The organism is Bradyrhizobium sp. I1.14.4 (assembly GCF_050435825.1).
GTDB lineage: Bacteria > Pseudomonadota > Alphaproteobacteria > Rhizobiales > Xanthobacteraceae > Bradyrhizobium.
In genome coordinates this window covers 81,474-98,835 of record NZ_JBNDLA010000012.1, presented here as the reverse complement: position 1 = coordinate 98,835, position 17,362 = coordinate 81,474, and the positions used below count along the sequence as shown (strand labels likewise).

Sequence of the window (17,362 nt, the reverse complement as noted above, 5' to 3'; positions counted from 1 at the left end):
CTTGCTTCGTCGCTTCAGCGCAAAATTGCCTCGCAATTTTGTCGCGAGCTCCTCGCGATGACGGAGATGCGAATCCCGCCCTACTGATCCTACCCGCCAGCGTCATTCACGTTGAGATCGACGCCCTGCGGATCCCTGATCGTCGACACCGTGATCAGCGAGATCAAGGACAGCACCGCGATATAGACGCCGACGCGCCAGGACTGGCCATAGGTGCCGATGATCCATTGCGCGATCATCGGCGCGAATGCGCCGCCGAAGATGGCGCCGAGCGCGTAGCCGATCGAGACGCCGGAATAGCGCACCTTGGCCGGAAACAGCTCGGCATAGAGCGCCGCCTGCGGTCCATAGGACAGGCCGAGCGCGATGGTGAGGCCGACCGCGCTGACGAAGAACAGCAGCAGATTCTTGCTGTCGATCAGGAACCACATCGGCACCGCCCACAGCACCATCAGGGTGTAGCCGATCTGGAAGCAGCGCACGCGGCCTATTCTGTCGCCGAGGATGCCGCCCAGCAGCGTGAAGATGAACCAACTCACCGCCGCCAGCGTGCCGATCAGCAGCAGCTGTTCCGACGGCATCTTCAGCGTGTTGGTGCCGTAGCTGATGATGAACGCGATCAGGATGTATCCGGCCGCGTTGTTGGCCATGAAGATCAACGCGGTGCGCAGGATCTCCTTGCTGTGATTGCGCATCAATTCCCGCAGCGGCGCGGAGGATTCCTTGTGCCGCCGCTGCATCGCCAGGAACACCGGCGATTCCTCGACGGTGCGCCGGATCACGATGCCGACGGCGATCAGGAGGATCGAGAGCAGAAACGGAATGCGCCAGCCCCATTCGATCATCGCCTGCTTGCCGAGCGTCGCGGTCAGCACCCACAACACGCCGGTTGCCAGGATCATGCCGAGCGGCGTGCCGATCTGCGGGAACGAGCCGAAGAAGCTGCGCTTGTCGACGGGCGCAGATTCAACCGACATCAGCGCCGCGCCGCCCCACTCGCCACCGGCCGAGAAGCCCTGCAGGATGCGGAGAAGGATAAGGAGTGCCGGAGCCCAGGCGCCGATCTGCGCGTAGGTCGGCAGCAGGCCGACCAGCGCCGTGGCCGCGCCCATCAACAGCAGCGTCACGACTAGCATGTTCTTGCGCCCGAAGCGATCGCCGAGATCGCCGCAGACGATAGCGCCGAGCGGACGGAACAGGAAGGAGAGGCCGAGCGTCGCGAACGCGACGATCTGCGCCAGCAGCGGATTGTTCGCGTTCATCGGCGCGAAGAACAGCGCGCCGAACACCAGGCCCGCCGCCTGCGCGTAGACGAAGAAGTCGTACCACTCGATCGTGGTGCCGACGAGCGTCGCGGTGAGGACCTTGCGCTCCTCATCAGACAGTTCAGCGCCGCGCGAGCGCGCGGATATTTCGATGGACATGTCGCCTCCCCAAACCCGTTCTTGAACTCGTTCTTGGCCGTGCGGGCGTGATCGGCCGCGATGCACGTACCCTGCACGGATACTGGTATCGGGATAGCAGAGCTTCCGGCACGGGACGAGCAAAATAGTTGCAGAAGCAACGATATAGCACCAGCCGACGGCCGCGCGGCCGGTTCCATGACCCGGCTACCTCACCCTCCGCTGACGGTCTCCCATCCCAAAATGCCGATTGTGCAATGCAACAAGGCCGCTATGCTGGCAGTCTCCAAGAGGTCTTAAGTGTCTGACATCAATGCCGATGCCTGGGTTTCCTCACGCCACCGCCCGATGGGCTTCCCCGAATTCGTCATCATCATCGCCTCCATCATGGCGCTCAACCCGCTGGCGATGGACATGATGCTGCCGGCGCTGCCGAACATCCGTTCCGCGTTCCAGATCGCCGACGCCAACCGTCCGCAGATGGTGCTGTCAATCTTCCTGGTCGGCTTCGGCGTCGGCCAGTTCGTGATGGGCCCGCTGTCGGACCGTTTCGGCCGCCGCCCGGTGCTGCTCGGCGGCATGGCCGTCTACACCATCGCCGGCCTGCTCGCGATCATGGCGCCCTCGTTCGAGACGCTCTTGCTGGCGCGTGCACTGCAAGGGCTCGGCACCGCGGCAACCCGCGTGATCGCCACCTCGATCGTGCGCGATTGTTACGCCGGCCGCCGCATGGCGAGCGTGATGTCGCTGGCGATGATGGTGTTCATCGCGGTCCCCGTGATCGCGCCGTCATTCGGCCAGGCCGTGATGCTGCTGACAAATTGGCACGGCATCTTCGTGCTGCTCATGATCTACGGCGTGATCGCGCTGGCCTGGAGCGCGATGCGGATGCCGGAGACGCTGCCGCTGGAACTGCGCAAGTCGCTCGCGATCCGCCAGGTGCTCTCCGCGTTCCGCCAGACCGTCACCAACCGCCAGACGCTCGGCTACGCCCTCGCCGCCGGCGGCGTGCAGGGCTCGCTGTTTGCCTTCGTGTTCTCGTCGCAGCAGATCTTCACCGAGATCTTCAAGCTCGGACATTACTTCCCGGTCGCCTTCGCGGCGTGCGCGGTCGGCGTCGCGATCGCCGGCTTCCTCAATTCGCGCATCGTCGGCCGCATCGGCATGCGGGTGATTTCCCACGCCGCGCTGACCGGCTTTGCCGTCGTCGCCGCGGCGCTGTTCGTCGCCGTGAAGACCGACACGCTGTCGCTGCCGCTGTTCATGGCGCTGGCGGGCCTGATGATGTTCGCGTTCGGGCTAATGATGGCGAACTTCACCGCGCTCGCGATGGAGCCGCAGGGCAAGATCGCCGGCACCGCCTCATCGCTCTACGGCACCATCACCACGCTGCTCGGAATCGGCGTCGGCACCACGATCGGCCAGGACTACGACGGCACGCTGCTGCCGTTCGCGACCGGCTTCTTCCTCTGCACGCTGGCCGCGCTCGCCGTCGTGCTGGTGACGGAAAAGGGCCGGATGTTCCGACCGCATCATCATCCGATTTGATTTTGTAGGGTGGGTTAGCCGAAGGTGTAACCCACCATCTTTATTGCGAGCAGAACGGCGGATTACGCTTAGCTAATCCGCCCTACATTTCCGACACTGCTCCGCGTGCGCGCTGGAGCCACGCGCCGCCGCGTCGTCGCGAATCCCTCCATCCCAAGCTGCCACTGCAGGCCGACGATCGCGCCCTTGGTCGGCTGCAACAACCCGAGCGCGCCGAACATCGTCACCGGTAGCCAGATTGCCAGTTGCAGCCAGGCCGGCGGCGCGTAGGTCATTTCCATCCAGAGCAGCGCCGGCACCACGACGTGGCCCACCACGACGATCACGAGATAGGCCGGGAAATCGTCCGCGCGCTGCGGGGTGAAGTCCTCGCCGCATGCCTCGCAGTGATCCGCGACCTTGAGGAAGCGGCCGAACAAATGGCCACGCCCGCAGTTCGGGCACTTCATCGTAAAGCCGCGCCACATCGCCTTTGGCAGGGAAACCGTCTCGGTCATCGTCGTTATCCTTGACCTGATCTGATGATCCATACAATATGCATTCGATAGCATACAATCAAAGACAAAGCGTCGGATTGCATGGATTGGATCCCTACGGTTTCGGAATGGCACGGCCCGCTATTCCTGCGCATCGTCGATGCGCTTGCCGCCGACATTGCGAGCGGCCGGCTGGTTCGCGGCCAGCGCCTGCCGACCCATCGCGCGCTGGCGTCGGCGCTCGACATCGATCTCACCACGGTGACCCGCGCCTATGGCGAGGCGCGGCGGCGCGGATTGCTCGACGCCCGCGTCGGCCAGGGCACCTTCGTCTCGGAGACCACCGCGCGCGCGGCGTCCGACCTGCCCGCCCCCGTCAACATCGACCTGTCGATGAACCTGCCGCCGCAGCCGGTCGAGGCCAATCTCGACCTGCGCATCGCGCAGGGATTTGCCACCATCCGCTCCGAAGCCGGGTTTTCAGCCTATCTCGGCTATACGCGTCCCGGCGGCACCACCGAGGAGCGCGACGCCGGCGCCACGTGGCTACGGCCGCGCGTGCCGAACGCATCGGCCGACCGGATCGTGATCTATCCGGGGTCGCAGGCGATCATCTTCAACGCCCTGCTGGCGCTGACCTCGCCCGGGGATGTCGTCCTGACGGAGGCGTTGACGTTTCCCGGCATCAAGGCCGCGGCCGCGCGGCTCGATGTCCGCCTCGTCGGCATTGCCATGGACGCCGAGGGCGCCCGTCCCGACGCGCTCGACGACGCCTGCCGCAAGCACAAGCCGAAGGCCGTCTATCTGGTGCCGACGCAGCAGAATCCGACCACGGCGACGATGAGCGCAACGCGTCGCAAGGCGATCGCCGACATCATCCGGAAGCGCGGCTGCGTCCTGATCGAGGACGACGTCTACGGCCCGCTCGAACCGCAGGTGGCGCCGATCGCCACACTGATTCCCGAACGCACCTACCTTGCCGCGAGTATCGCCAAATGCATCGCGCCGGCCTTGCGCGTCGCCTATCTGCTGGCGCCCGATGCGGCCGCCGAGCAGCGGATGCGCGCCGGCATGCAGGCCACCATGCAGATGCCGCCATCGCTGATGGTCGCGCTGGTCACGCAATGGCTGCGCTCCGGCGTCGCCGCCGACATCATCCGCGCCATCCGCAACGAGGCCGCCGCGCGCCAACAGCTCGCGGCCCGCTTCCTTAAGGGCGTCACCTATGCGGCGCGGCCGGCGAGCCACCATCTCTGGATGCCGCTGCCAAAACATTTCGACGGCACCGACCTGCTGACGCATCTGATGCGCAACGGCCTCGCCGTGGTCGGCGAAGACGCCTTTGCGGCAGGCGATGCCGCGCCGCGCGGATTGCGCGTCTCGCTCGGCGCCGCGCGCAATCGTGCCGAACTGAGCCAGGCGCTGCAGGTGCTGTCGAACGCCGTGCGCACGCCGGTCGGCGCCACGCAAATTGTATAAATTTCGACCATCGTTAGGGAATAAACTCGTTCGAAAATGATTATGGTGCGGGGGCGCCTACGCTAAAACTGCGGCGTCCAGGGCATCAGGCAGGGGCGGCTTTCAATGTCATGCGGATACGATCGAGCATTCCACATTGCCATGCGGACGCTTCGTGAGGCAGTGACCGCGATCTTGTGTCTTGCATTTGTCACATCAAGTGCGGCGCGCGCGACCGATGCCCCTGCCCCGTCGCCGGACAAGCTCGAACGCATCACCGCGTTCTTCGACAACGAGGTTGCGACAGGAAAAATTCCAGGCGCCGCCATCCTGATCCAGCAGCACGGCAAGCCGGTCTATCTGAAGACCTTCGGCTATCGCGACGTCACGACCAAGTCGCCGATGCGGCCGGACACCATGTTCGCGCTGCATTCGATGACCAAGCCGATCACCAACACCGCCGCGATGATGCTGGTCGACGAAGGCAAATTGTCGCCGCAGGACCCGCTGTCGAAATACATTCCGGCGTTCGCCGACGTGAAGGTCGGCATCGAGCCGGATGGCGGCAACGATCTCGGCAAGCTCGAACTGGTGCCGCCGATCCGCCCGGTCACCATCGAGGACTTGATGCGGCATACCTCGGGCATCACCTACGAATATATCGGCGCCGACTGGATCCAGAAGCTCTACCGCGCAGGGCATCTGTTCGACGGCAAGTTCGACAACAAGGAATTCGTCGCGCGGCTGGCCAAGCTACCGCTGTCGCGGCAGCCGGGCACGATGTGGCGCTACGGTCATTCCACTGACGTGCTCGGCCGGGTGATCGAGATCGTCTCCGGCAAGACGCTCTATCAGTTCGAGAAGGAGCGCATCTTCGATCCGATGAAGATGAACGACACCCGATACGTGCTCGATGCGGAAACCGAACGGACGCGGCTGGCCGAGCCGCTGCCGTCGGACACGATCCTGATCGCGGGGGAGAACGACCGGCGCGCGCATCCGGAGTGGGAATCCGGCGGCGGCGGTCTGGTGTCGACCATCCTCGATTATGCGCGCTTCGCGCAGATGCTGCTCAATGGCGGCGAGCTTGACGGCAAGCGCTATCTGAGCCCCTTAGCCTTCAAGACCATGACATCGGACCATATCGGACCGGGCTCCGGCGTCGGCCGCGACTACTGGTACTTTCCCGGCGACGGTTTCGGCTACGGCTACGGCATCGCGGTGCGGACCGATCCCGGCATCGCCAAGCCGCCGCCGCCCGGCTCGATCGGCGAATTGAAATGGGACAGCGGCAGCGGCACCTATTTCGGCGTCGATCCGAAGCTCGACATGATCTACATCATGCTCGAGCAGACCCAGAACGAACGCCAGCGCATCACGCCGGCGTTCAGGAAACTGGTGTACGACGCATTCAGCCCCGACTGAGTTTCGTCACACTCATCTATTTGCGCCGAACCGTCTCCTGCCTGCGCCGTGCTGCGGCCGCGATCAGGCTCGCGGTGCATTCGTTGCAGACGAACGCACACTCATCCGTAAACAGGCCGATCCGTGGTTCTAATCCGATTCGTCGGCTACCCCATCGATGACGTCACCGCAGCACACGCATTGGTAGCGTGACGCCAGTTCCCGCTCCATGACGCGCTCTCCGGCCGTCGCAGCCTCCCGCTCCGCTGCTTCCCTCTCTGCAGCTTTCCTTACGCTATATACTATCGTATATATCGAGACGACAAGGCAGGCGGGCGAACAATCCGGTCGGGAACCCTGCAGACAACAACCATCGACCGGAGACGATCGCCTCACAATTCCTGCCTGGTCCAACCAGGTTCATTGAGGAAACGCGATCATGATAAAAAACAACGGCGACGCGGGACGTCCGCGCGCAACGGGAGAACTGCACAAGATCCGCCGCGCATCGGCGGAGCGTTTTCGAGCGAAGTGGATGCCGGTTCGCGTGAAGAAAACGCGTCAAAATAGGAATCTAGCGAGCGCCGCGGCCGTCATCCTCGCGCTCGGCACGGCCGGCGTAGCGCGCGCCGAAACGACTCCGGTCGGGGTTCCCGACAAGAGTTTCCCGGAGAGCGTGACCTCGACCTCCGACGGGACGCTTTACGTCGGCAGCTTCAACCATGGCGGCGTGACCAAGATCTCCGGCGGCAAGGCCGAACAACTGGTTAAGCCGGGTGCCGCCGACAGCCGCTCGACGCTGGGCGTGCTCGCCGACGAGAAGAGCGGAACGCTCTATGTCTGCTCCAACGACATCAGCGCGATGGGCGTCGCGGGTCCGAGCGACGCCAAGGGCGCCTGGCTGAAGACCTTCGATCTCAAGAGCGGCGCGCCGAAGGGCAGCTTCGCCTTGAGCGATCCGAAGTCGTTCTGCAACGACATCGTGGTCGGCGCCGACGGCACCGCCTATGTCAGCGATTCCTTCGCGCCGTTCGTCTACAGCCTGAAGCCCGGCGGCACGGCGCTCGCGACCTTCGCGACCGATCCGCAGCTCGCGCCGGCCAAGGACGGGGTCGGGCTCGACGGCATCGCAATCGGCGCCGACGGCAACCTCTATGTCACGACCTTCATTCCAGCCAAGCTGTTCAAGATCGAGATGAAGGACGGCAAGGCCGGCGCCGTGACCGAGCTGAAGCCGTCGCGGCCGCTCGATCACGCCGACGCGCTGCGCGCCCATGGCGGCGGCTTCCTGCTGATCGAGGGCAACGGCAAGCTCGACAAGGTCACGGTGAAGGGCAACGAGGCCACGATCGACACCATCAAGGATGGGCTGGCCGAGCCGGTCTCGGTAACACAGGTCGGCGATGTCGGCTGGGTTGCCGAAGGCAAGCTGTCGTATGTGATCGGCGACAACAAGGGCAAGGACCCCGGTCCGTTCAAGCTGACGCCGATCGCGCTGCCGAAGTGAGACCTGGAGCAGGGTGACCTTGTTTCGAGTGATGGAATGTGGTTCGGCTGCGACGGCGCTGCGCTCCCTCTCCCCGTTCTTACGGGGAGAGGTAAAGCGCAGTTCGCTGCTCGACTGCCCTAGATCACGTAGAACCCATGCGTGCCGTCGCGGCGGAGCTGATCGACGAGGCCGTACTCCCAATCGAGATAGGCCTGCATCGCCTGCTCCGCGACGCCGGTGCCTTCATAGGGGCGGCGGTAACGATGCGCGGGATCGGGCCTCGGCACGACCCGTGGCGGTCCGACCTCCAGCGGGCCGTCATAGCCGCCTTCGAGCACATAGACCTCCCAGCCCATTTGCGCGAGCCAGGACGCCGTCATGTCGGCGCGGATGCTCCTGTCGTCGCTCAGCACGATGCGCGCGCCGCGCACGGGGGCGGCCATATCGATTTCCTGGACCAGCTGGCCGCCGGCATAATGCCGGAAGCCCGCAGGATGACCAGCCGTATACTCCTCGGCATCGCGTACATCGAAGCGATAGAGCGTGCGGTGCGCGTCACCGTCCAGCGCGGCGAGTTCGCCCGCGCCGATGTGACGAACGCCGGCGCGATAGGCGACGTCGCGCGCGTTGTCCCCGGCGCCCGCGAATGGCCCGACGTTGCCGCGCTTGCCGGCGCCGTGTTCGAGATCGTGTTTCGCGAGCGTCCAGCCGATCGTGCCGTTGCGCAGCGCCCGCACCTTGTTGGGCAGCCCGGCATTGATCAGCGATTGCGTGCCTATGATCGATCGGGTGCGGCCGGCGCAGTTGACGATGATGATGGTGTCGGGATCGGGCGCCGCGCTCCCCGCGCGCAGCACCAGCTCCGCGCCGGGCACGCTGACCGAGCCCGGGATGTTCATGGTGGCATATTCGTCGAAGCGGCGGACATCGAGGATCGCGATGTTGGCCTTGTCGGATATCAGCGCAGCGACCTCGTCGGCGCTCAGCGATGGGGTGTGCCTGCGCGACTCGACCAGCTCGCCGAACGCCTTGGCGTAGGAATTGACGTCCTCGAACATCTCGTAACCGGCCGCCTTCCAGCCCTGCAGGCCGCCCGCGAGCGAAGCGATGTTGCTGTAGCCCAACGCCTGCAATTGGTCGGCCGCAGCAACGACCAGTCCCTCGCCATTGTCGTAGAGAACAATCGGCACGGCCTTGCGCGGCAAGCGCAGCTCGGCCTCGAGCGCAATCCGGCCGGCCGCCATGTTGGCGGCAAACAGCGGATGGCCGGTGGCGAATTCCGCCTCATGCCTGACGTCGAGCAGCGCGATCTCCCGGCGCAGCAGCAGTGTTGCGCGGATGTTCTGGGGTGTGACGGAAGCAAGTGTCATGAGATGCTGGCCTGGGCAGAAAAATGGGCAGGCCTGCTCTAGGCCGAAATCGCGCGTCGTCAATAGGTTTAACCAAGTCGCAACCCCGCTCCCCGGGACCCAAATCCAAGGAACGAAAACCCGCCATCCCGCTTTGCTCAACCGGGATGCACTTGCTACGTTCCCAATCGGCCCCGCCGGCGCCCGATCAGGCCTTCCGGACAAGAGAAGGTAGCGGGGCCACGCCTGAAGCCTTGGCGGCCGGAAGTTCTGGGAGGATGACCATGAGAAGCGTCGGAAATGAACCATTGTCGCGTCACGCCCTCGCCTACGTGCTGGCTGGCGGACGCGGCAGCAGACTTCAAGAGCTCACCGACAGGCGTGCCAAGCCCGCAGTCTATTTCGGCGGCAAGTCCCGCATCATCGATTTCGCGCTCTCCAATGCAGTGAACTCCGGCATCCGCCGAATCGCGGTGGCGACCCAGTACAAGGCGCACAGCCTGATCCGGCATCTGCAAGGCGGCTGGAACTTCTTCCGCCCGGAACGAAACGAGAGCTTTGATATCCTGCCCGCAAGCCAGCGCGTCTCGGAGACCAACTGGTATCTCGGCACGGCCGACGCGGTGTACCAGAACATCGACATCCTCGAGGCGCACGGCACCAAGTACATTCTGGTGCTCGCCGGCGACCATATCTACAAGATGGACTACGAGGTGATGCTGAAGCAGCACGTCGAGAGCGGCGCCGACGTCACGGTCGGCTGCCTCGAAATGCCGCGCGCGGAATCCAGCGGCTTCGGCATCATGCATATCGATGATAACGGCCTGATCCAGTCCTTCCTGGAGAAGCCGGCCGATCCGCCGCCGATGCCCGGCAAGCCCGACAAGTCGCTCGCCAGCATGGGCATCTACGTGTTCGATTCGCAATTCCTGTTCGATGAACTGCGCCGCGATGCCGCCGACCCGAATTCCAACCACGATTTCGGCAAGGACATCATTCCCCATATCGTCAAGCACGGCCGGGCCGTGGCCCACCAGTTCAACGATTCCTGCGTCCGCTCCGGCGACGATCCCCGCTCCTATTGGCGCGATGTCGGCACCGTGGACGCCTACTGGAGCGCCAACATCGATCTTACCGATGTCGTGCCGGAGCTCGATCTCTATGATCGCGCGTGGCCGATCTGGACCTACGCCGAGATCACCCCGCCCGCCAAATTCGTGCATGACGAGGACGGACGGCGCGGCCAGGCGGTGACCTCGCTGGTCTCGGGCGCCTGCATCATCTCGGGCGCGGCGCTGCGCCGCTCCCTGCTGTTCACCGGCGTCCACGTCAATTCCTACGCCAATATCGAGAATGCGGTGATCATGCCCTATGTGAATGTCGGCCGCGGCGCCCGGCTCAGGAACGTCGTGATCGATCGCGGCGTCCGCATTCCGGAAGGGCTCGTGGTCGGCGAGGATCCGGAGTTCGACGGCAAGCGCTTCCGCACCACCGAGCAGGGCGTCACGCTGATCACGCAGCCGATGATCGACAGGCTCGGGACATGACGCATCTGCGCGTCCTCGCGGTCGCCTCGGAAGTCTACCCGATCGTCAAGACCGGCGGCCTCGCCGACGTCGTCGGCGCGCTGCCGGCGGCGCTGAAGCAGCACGGCGTCACGACGCGGACGCTGGTGCCCGGCTATCCCGACGTGCTGAAGGCGCTGCCTTCGGCAGAGACGCTGCTGCATTGGCCGGAATTCTACGGCGGGCCGATCCACTTGCTCGGCGGCACCCATGACGGCCTCGATCTTTATGCGCTCGACGCGCCGCATCTCTATGCGCGCCCCGGCAATCCTTATGTCGGTTCCGACGGACGCGACTGGCCCGACAACGGTATCCGCTTTGCGGCGCTGTCGCGGATGGCGGCGGAAATCGGCCGGGGTGCAATCGCCTCATTCGTCCCCGACATCGTGCATGCGCATGACTGGCAGGCCGGCCTCGCGCCCGCCTATCTGCATTATGCCGGACAACCGCGGCCGGGCACCGTGATGACCGTGCACAATCTTGCCTATCAGGGGCAGTTCTCACCGGACATGCTGGCCGCGTTCGGCCTGCCGGGCGAGGCCTACTCGCTTCACGGCGTCGAATATTACGGCACCATCAGCCTCTTGAAGGCCGGCCTGCAATTCGCCGACCGCATCACCACGGTGTCGCCGACCTATGCGCGCGAGATCCAGAGCGACGACGGCGGTATGGGGTTCGGCGGTCTGTTGCGCGAACGCGCCGACGTGCTGAGCGGCATCCTCAACGGCATCGACATCGCGGTGTGGAATCCGGCTACCGATCCCGACATCGCGGCGCGCTTCAGCGCCGGGCAAATGGCGGAGCGCGCGACCAACAAGGCGGCGCTGCAGCAGCGCTTCGGGCTTGATCCGGCGCCGGATGCGATGCTGCTCGGCGTCATCAGCCGGCTGTCATGGCAGAAGGGCCTCGACCTCCTGCTCGAGAATATTCCGACATTGCTCGGCGAAGGCATTCAGCTCGCGCTGCTCGGCAGCGGCGATCGCGATCTGCAGGATCGCTACGCCGCGCTGGCGCGCGACATTCCCGGACAGATCGCAGTCGTGATCGGCTATGACGAGGCGCTGGCGCATCTGATCCAGGCCGGCGCCGATGCGCTCGCGGTGCCGTCGCGCTTCGAGCCGTGCGGCCTCACCCAGCTATGCGCGCTACGCTACGGCGCGGTCCCTGTTGTCGCCAATGTCGGCGGCCTTGCCGACACCGTGATCGACTTCGACGAAGTCGCGATCACCGGCGATACACCAACCGGCATCAAGTTTGCACCCGTCACCTCGGATGCGGTTGCCCACGGCTTGCGCAAGGCAAACCTGCTGTTCAACGACAAGGTGACCTGGCGCCGGCTGCAGCAGGCCGGCATGGCCACCGATGTCTCCTGGCACAATCGCGCCGGCCGCTACGCCGCGCTCTATCGCGAGCTCGCCGCGACGCGCCGCTAAGCCGTCATCAACCAGGGCGGGATCAGTTCAACAGATCGCAGGACGCGATGCGGTTGATGTCGGCCAGCCGCCGGTCGGGATTTCCCTTGAGATCAAGGCTCGCGACGAGATCGAGCAGGCGGCCAAAGGCGCGGTCGGCGACCGCAACGGGCAACGGCTCCTCATCGAAGGCCTCGATGTAATTGCCGACCAGACTGCTCAGCAGCCGGCACATCGCCCGTTGCTCGGGCACATGCCTGCTCAAGGTCTCGAGTTTTTCCTGGAGGGTTCGGTAGGTTCGCAAGCCGTGCGGCTGCTGCGAAAGCCAAGTGTGCAAATCGGAATTGTGCAAATCAGTCATATCGCCTCTTCAAGCAGGAGAAGAAGCTACCGGCTTATACAGCCGTTCATGGTTCCTCACCATGACGATTTTTGCATGCATCCCCTGCCCGGCCGCGCAGACCGTGTCATCGGATTGGCACGTCGTGCGATTAAAGTCGCGCGAGCGCGGGCAGAATCCTGTAGCGCGCGATCTCGTGCGGATAGTCGCCGCGATTGGCGAGCAGCACGATGCCGAACCTGCGCGCAGGCACCAGGCCGATATAGGCGGAAGCGTTGTTGAGCCCGCCGGGCTTGTCGATGACGGTGACCCCGTCGAGCCGCACATGCTCCCACGCCATTGCCTGGCCGAACGTCGTATCGACACGAAAACTCTCGCGCATGGTCATCTGCAACGCCGCGCGCAATTCGGGATCGATCACTGCGCCGTCGAGACAAGCGCCCAGCAGTATGCCGAGGTCACGCGCCGACGAGAACATCTGGCCGGTGCCCGGAAAGTCGTAATAGCTCTGCTGATCGCCGGGCGGACCGATCGGTGTGCCGTCGTGGGAGTAACCCTGAACCATACGCTGCACGATCTCCGGCGTCATCGTCGCGCGATTATCCTCGCCACGGTCCGGAACGACGGTCGACGTCATGCCGAGCGGCCTGAGGATACGGCTCTCGATCAACGTCGCGATCGGCATGTGATAGCGCCGCTCCAGCACCAGCTGCAGCAGAACATAGCCGGCATGGCTGTAGATGCGCTGCTTGCCCGGTTGCTCTCCCGCCGGTGGCCTCCATGCATTGAGCATCGCGATGAACTGACCCCGGCTGAAGCTCTCGTTTGGCCAGGGCGGATGATCGGTCGGCAGCAGCAGCCCGGATGTATGGTCGACGAGTTCGCCGACGGTGACGTGGCTGATGTAGTCGCCGTGCAATTCGGGCAGATATTTGCCGACGGGATCGTCCAGCCGCAATTCGCCGCGCTCGGTGCCGAGCGCGACCAGCGTCGCCTCGAACAGCTTGCGCAGCGAGGCGAGGTTGAACAGCGTGTCCGAGGTGATCGGCCGCTTGGCCGCAGAGTCGGCGAAACCGTAATTGAAGAAGGCGGTCTGACCACCGGCATAGACCGCCGCGGCGAGGCCGCCCGGATCGGCCGCTGTCGCGGTCGGCGCGAGTTCCGTCGTGACGATATCCCTGATCTGCGCATCCATGTCGGAATCCGCCCGCGCCGCCGCGAGCGCGCTAGCAGCGACGGCGAGCAGGACGGCCGCGATGCGGACGGGGAGCCATTGTTTCATAAAGAGCGAAATCGGAGCGATGTTGCGATCTGACCCGCAGGCAAACATGTTCAGCCATCAAGAGATGGCGACATCGCGATCCTAGCGATGGAACCTGCGCTTTCGAATTCACGATTGCGCGCATTCCACCGTTACCGGTCCCGGCTGGGACGGGGCGGTCCGATCGCCGTTCCGGCGATCACTGCCGGAAACCACGATCGTGACCGCCCTCCTACTCCAGCCACGGCGCGGGAACTGCAATGGATCTGAAAAAATGCGGGACGTTGAAAATGTTGGGAGTGTGCCTCGACGGAACGCACGATCAGCGCCTGCCGGGCCGACGGTCGATATTTCTGACATCGTCACATTCCGCTCCCAACCGGGGACCGTTTCTTACTACCAACAATTCGTCAATCAACGGTTGCATAGGCCGTGCGGATTCGACTTACAAGACGCAGCCGACCGCGACGAATTGTCCTGTTCCAGATGCCGGACGCATGCGGCGCCCGATTAAGCGTGAGTTAACTATCGTTCGCGCGCTGCGCGACCGGACAATCGACCACGAGGAGGGTGCGTCCAACGTCTTGCTGCGGCGGTCGCGCTGACGATTGCGCCTGTTCGGATCTTCCCTATTCGAGGCCGAGATAATACCGCCACTCGGTGCCCATATTGTCGTCGGTGACGACAGGCAAGCCTGCGGTACGTGCCATCAGAATCGGGCACTGCTCGACCATTTCGCTATCGAGGCCGTATTCATGCACCAGCGTGTCGAGCAAATCATGGTCGGCCTTGTCGGTTGGGTTGAACTGAGATTTTCCGTCGATCGTGTAGGCCTCGAGCACCTTGCGCCATCGCACATAATCCCAACGGAGCGGTGCGTTCGACGCGACCATATGGTTGCTGAACCGCGCGCCGTGGGCGAATGCGACGCATGCAGTCTTCTCAACCCGTCGCGACAAGGTCGTGTTGTAGAACACGATGCCGCCCGGATTGAGATGACGGCCGACCAACTCGAGAAATTCAGTCGAGAGCAAGTTGGTCGCGTTGGCGCGGAAGTTCCACGTCGTGTTGGAGACGACCGCATCGAACAGTCGTCCAGGATGCCGGCGCAACCAGCGACGTCCATCATCCGCGATGATCGTGACTTTCGGATTGGACAGCAGCGACCGCACTTCGGGCCGCTCCGCAATCAGCTGGGCGTAGCCCGGATTGATCTCGACGATGGTGAGCTTTTCGACCGATGGGTTGTTGACAATGACCTGCGCCCAGGAGCCGGACGAGAGCCCGATTATCAGCACGTCGCGCGGGGCCGGGTGAAAACAGGCTGAGCGCATATGGACGGATGATGCCGTTGCGGTCGGTCTTGAGACTGGTGTTGAAGCGTCCGTCATACATGCCGTTGCCGTAGACGGTGCCATCTGTATCGACCGTGATCACGCCACTGCGGTTCTCGACAACGTCTGCGAACGCATGATCGGATATCGCGCGGTTCTGGAGGTTCTCGAACAGATGCCCGGACAGAGGCGGGGCAATGATCGTTCCGGCGAACAGAACCGCAACGGCGACGGCAACCGCCCTCCCGCGCACACCGGCCACAGTGGCGGACCTGAAGATCAGCAGCAGCGCGCAAACCGTGCCAAGCGCGAGTAGCAAAATGCTGATCTGCTGCAGACCGAGACAATTCGTCAACACGAAACCGGTGATGACGGCGCCTGCGGCGCATCCGGCAATATTCGCACTGTAGAGCAGTGCGGTCTGCATACCGGCACACTCATCAGCGGCGATGGCGAAATGCGACAAGTACGGCAGCAATGCGCCCCATTGGCGCGCAATCAGGTAAGTCGCGGCCAGCATGAGCGGGATGGCGCCGAAGCTCAATCCGGCAAGTTGAGTAACGATCGGCAGAAAAGCGGCACCGACGACATTGGCCCAGATCAGACTCCTGGCCGTTACGCCGATCGCGTCCGCGGGAGACAGTTTTACACAGACATTGCCTGCATTGTACGCACCGCCGGCAACGCCTGCCAGAAAGCCGCTCAGCACAATGGCGAACGCGAGCGAGCTTGATCCTGATGTAAAGGACGCAGCGCGGAAAAGGAATATCTCATAGGACAGTGAGACAAAGCCGCCGAGCGCGGCCAACAGCATCGCGAACGGCATGGAAAGGACCGGTTGCGCTATCCGCCTCCCCTCCGGGACTACAACGATATCGTCCACCTTGCTACGGCGGTAATAGGCCGCGAGGGCACTGCCGGCAACCGCGACGTTGATCCCCGCAGCAATGTACACCGCCAAGTGCATGCCCAGATAGGGGAAGATAAAAGCGGCGCAGAGCAGGCAAGCGGCGGAAGCCCCCAGCGTGTTGACGTAATAGAGCAGACCAACTGAACGGGCGGTCTGTCCGGACGTCCTCACGAGGTGCGAGACAAGGATCGGCAGCGTCGCCCCCATCAGCAGCGTAGGGATCAGGACGAGCATCAGATTGACCGCGGCAATTGCCGGCGGTGACCAGTCGAGAGTGAGGTCGCCGACCCGGTCGAAAATCCAAAGCGATGCCAGACCGAATGCCGCGGTCAGCGTTTCGATGATTCCGAGCAGCAGCAGGGGCTGCACGGCACGCCGTCGCGTGATCAAGCCACCGACGAGGCTGCCGAGACCGAGACCCAGCATGAAGGCGGTCACAACGATCGTGACGGATTCGGTGTTGACGCCGAATATCCGGAACAGGCTCCGCTGCCACGTGAGCTGGTAAATAAGTGCAGGAAGTCCGGAGAAGAAGAACAGGATGGGCAGGATCCGATGGCGTAGCGCCGATGATGCGGAGCTCGCCGTCGACATTTCAAGGGTGGTCACATTCATCTCCCAACTGGAGAGATTTCCAACTAGCAGCAATTCGTCAATCGACGGTTGCAATTGCGCCCTGCATTCGAGCAATGGGAAGAGTTTTGTCCCAAGCGCCCGCCCTTGAGTTCCTGACGATGCAAAAGGCGCAATGACGATTTAGGCGAAATTTACCAAGGCGGCCTATGTCGCCCGCGACCGGACGATCGACCGCGGTAACGACGCCAACAGCAGCACGAGACAGACGCACAGCAGCACGATGTCCTTGAACAGGAACTCGCCAGCCAAGTTCCAGGCCATCGGATCGGTCGACAGGCTCCATTTGACCACGCCGGGCGTCGTGAAGAAGAACGACCATGTCACCGCAAAAGTGATCACGCCCATCAGCGCGCCGATCGCCGAGAGAATCGGGCTGAACGCGCCGGCGGCGAGCAACACCGCGATGCCGAACTCGGCCACGCCCAGCACATAGGCCTCGCCGCGGAGCCCGAACACCGACAGCCACGAAATGAACGGACTGTTGCTGATGAATTGCACGATGCCTTGCGCCGATTGCAGCGTGAACTTCTGCATGCCGAACGACACGAAGATCACCACCATGATCCAGCGCAGGATCGCGAGCAGACGATAAGACCCCTCGCCCTGTTCGGCGACGTTGAACGACAGATTCATGCGGATGTTTCTTCCCTCGCTGCGATGCCACCATCGGCCGCTGGTGCGGCGCTCGTGGCAGGACTACGCAGCGCGATGCGCACGCGTTACGCGTGGGGCACGGTCACGGCCTTCACAAGGATGTGCAGAGGAAGTGATGACGAT

13 protein-coding genes and 1 pseudogene are annotated in these 17,362 nt (G+C 63.7%); 6 read left to right on the top strand and 8 right to left on the bottom strand.

What is annotated here, in order from left to right; translation table 11 throughout:
- Positions 1-89 precede the first annotated feature (89 nt).
- Positions 90-1,424 (bottom strand): MFS transporter, encoded by a 1,335-nt coding sequence (locus ABIB78_RS23615; protein ID WP_429028993.1) that lies wholly within the window; start codon positions 1,422-1,424, stop codon positions 90-92.
- Positions 1,425-1,751: 327 nt separating this feature from the next.
- Between ABIB78_RS23615 and ABIB78_RS23610 the strand changes: the two genes are divergently transcribed.
- Positions 1,752-2,951 (top strand): multidrug effflux MFS transporter, encoded by a 1,200-nt coding sequence (locus tag ABIB78_RS23610; RefSeq protein ID WP_429029095.1) that lies wholly within the window; start codon positions 1,752-1,754, stop codon positions 2,949-2,951.
- A 68-nt stretch (positions 2,952-3,019) separates the two neighbouring features.
- Here the strand turns inward: ABIB78_RS23610 and ABIB78_RS23605 are convergent, their stop codons facing one another.
- A complete protein-coding gene (locus ABIB78_RS23605; RefSeq protein WP_429028992.1) occupies positions 3,020-3,448 on the bottom strand; it encodes a DUF983 domain-containing protein in 429 nt (142 codons plus the stop codon).
- 81 nt (positions 3,449-3,529) lie between these two features.
- On the opposite strand from ABIB78_RS23605, the gene ABIB78_RS23600 reads away from it, so the two are divergent.
- The 3 genes from ABIB78_RS23600 to ABIB78_RS23590 all read left to right on the top strand — a co-directional run bounded on the left by ABIB78_RS23600 (position 3,530) and on the right by ABIB78_RS23590 (position 7,796).
- Entirely contained in the window at positions 3,530-4,906 is a 1,377-nt protein-coding gene (locus ABIB78_RS23600; protein WP_429028991.1) for a PLP-dependent aminotransferase family protein, read from the top strand.
- A 141-nt stretch (positions 4,907-5,047) separates the two neighbouring features.
- The gene (locus ABIB78_RS23595) at positions 5,048-6,310 is read left to right on the top strand and encodes a serine hydrolase domain-containing protein (RefSeq protein ID WP_429028990.1); all 1,263 of its coding nucleotides are present in this window, start codon (positions 5,048-5,050) and stop codon (positions 6,308-6,310) included.
- Between the two features lie 418 nt (positions 6,311-6,728).
- Entirely contained in the window at positions 6,729-7,796 is a 1,068-nt protein-coding gene (locus ABIB78_RS23590; RefSeq protein ID WP_429028989.1) for a hypothetical protein, read from the top strand.
- A gap of 119 nt (positions 7,797-7,915) precedes the next feature.
- Here the strand turns inward: ABIB78_RS23590 and ABIB78_RS23585 are convergent, their stop codons facing one another.
- Entirely contained in the window at positions 7,916-9,148 is a 1,233-nt protein-coding gene (locus ABIB78_RS23585; protein WP_429028988.1) for a rhodanese-like domain-containing protein, read from the bottom strand.
- A 263-nt stretch (positions 9,149-9,411) separates the two neighbouring features.
- On the opposite strand from ABIB78_RS23585, the gene glgC reads away from it, so the two are divergent.
- Both glgC and glgA read left to right on the top strand, forming a co-directional pair.
- The gene (gene glgC / locus ABIB78_RS23580) at positions 9,412-10,674 is read left to right on the top strand and encodes a glucose-1-phosphate adenylyltransferase (protein ID WP_429028987.1); all 1,263 of its coding nucleotides are present in this window, start codon (positions 9,412-9,414) and stop codon (positions 10,672-10,674) included.
- Positions 10,671-12,125 (top strand): glycogen synthase GlgA, encoded by a 1,455-nt coding sequence (gene glgA / locus ABIB78_RS23575; RefSeq protein ID WP_429028986.1) that lies wholly within the window; start codon positions 10,671-10,673, stop codon positions 12,123-12,125. Before glgC ends, glgA begins: the two co-directional genes overlap by 4 nt.
- 22 nt (positions 12,126-12,147) lie before the next feature.
- Here glgA and ABIB78_RS23570 read toward each other — a convergent pair whose 3' ends face one another.
- The 5 genes and pseudogenes from ABIB78_RS23570 to ABIB78_RS23550 all read right to left on the bottom strand — a co-directional run bounded on the left by ABIB78_RS23570 (position 12,148) and on the right by ABIB78_RS23550 (position 17,218).
- On the bottom strand, positions 12,148-12,465 hold the full coding sequence (locus tag ABIB78_RS23570; RefSeq protein ID WP_429028985.1) for a hypothetical protein: 318 nt from the start codon (positions 12,463-12,465) through the stop codon (positions 12,148-12,150).
- A 130-nt stretch (positions 12,466-12,595) separates the two neighbouring features.
- Positions 12,596-13,726 carry a serine hydrolase gene (locus tag ABIB78_RS23565; protein WP_429028984.1) on the bottom strand — a complete coding sequence of 377 codons (1,131 nt, stop codon included), beginning with the start codon at positions 13,724-13,726 and terminating at the stop codon, positions 12,596-12,598.
- A gap of 608 nt (positions 13,727-14,334) precedes the next feature.
- On the bottom strand, positions 14,335-15,039 hold the full coding sequence (locus ABIB78_RS23560; protein ID WP_429028983.1) for a spermidine synthase: 705 nt from the start codon (positions 15,037-15,039) through the stop codon (positions 14,335-14,337).
- An 898-nt stretch (positions 15,040-15,937) separates the two neighbouring features.
- A pseudogene (locus ABIB78_RS23555) lies at positions 15,938-16,543 on the bottom strand (hypothetical protein); the annotation flags it as partial.
- Between the two features lie 186 nt (positions 16,544-16,729).
- Positions 16,730-17,218 (bottom strand): DUF417 family protein, encoded by a 489-nt coding sequence (locus ABIB78_RS23550; protein ID WP_429028982.1) that lies wholly within the window; start codon positions 17,216-17,218, stop codon positions 16,730-16,732.
- Positions 17,219-17,362 lie beyond the last annotated feature (144 nt).

Bases quoted from the DNA above. Each gene is read 5' to 3' on its own strand.
- ABIB78_RS23615 (WP_429028993.1), bottom strand. From the start codon at position 1,424: ATGTCCATCGAAATATCCGCGCGCTCGCGCGGCGCTGAACTGTCTGAT.
- ABIB78_RS23610 (WP_429029095.1), top strand. From the start codon at position 1,752: ATGGGCTTCCCCGAATTCGTCATCATCATCGCCTCCATCATGGCGCTC.
- ABIB78_RS23605 (WP_429028992.1), bottom strand. From the start codon at position 3,448: ATGACCGAGACGGTTTCCCTGCCAAAGGCGATGTGGCGCGGCTTTACG.
- ABIB78_RS23600 (WP_429028991.1), top strand. From the start codon at position 3,530: ATGGATTGGATCCCTACGGTTTCGGAATGGCACGGCCCGCTATTCCTG.
- ABIB78_RS23595 (WP_429028990.1), top strand. From the start codon at position 5,048: ATGCGGACGCTTCGTGAGGCAGTGACCGCGATCTTGTGTCTTGCATTT.
- ABIB78_RS23590 (WP_429028989.1), top strand. From the start codon at position 6,729: ATGATAAAAAACAACGGCGACGCGGGACGTCCGCGCGCAACGGGAGAA.
- ABIB78_RS23585 (WP_429028988.1), bottom strand. From the start codon at position 9,148: ATGACACTTGCTTCCGTCACACCCCAGAACATCCGCGCAACACTGCTG.
- glgC (WP_429028987.1), top strand. From the start codon at position 9,412: ATGAGAAGCGTCGGAAATGAACCATTGTCGCGTCACGCCCTCGCCTAC.
- glgA (WP_429028986.1), top strand. From the start codon at position 10,671: ATGACGCATCTGCGCGTCCTCGCGGTCGCCTCGGAAGTCTACCCGATC.
- ABIB78_RS23570 (WP_429028985.1), bottom strand. From the start codon at position 12,465: ATGACTGATTTGCACAATTCCGATTTGCACACTTGGCTTTCGCAGCAG.
- ABIB78_RS23565 (WP_429028984.1), bottom strand. From the start codon at position 13,726: ATGAAACAATGGCTCCCCGTCCGCATCGCGGCCGTCCTGCTCGCCGTC.
- ABIB78_RS23560 (WP_429028983.1), bottom strand. From the start codon at position 15,039: ATGCGCTCAGCCTGTTTTCACCCGGCCCCGCGCGACGTGCTGATAATC.
- ABIB78_RS23550 (WP_429028982.1), bottom strand. From the start codon at position 17,218: ATGAATCTGTCGTTCAACGTCGCCGAACAGGGCGAGGGGTCTTATCGT.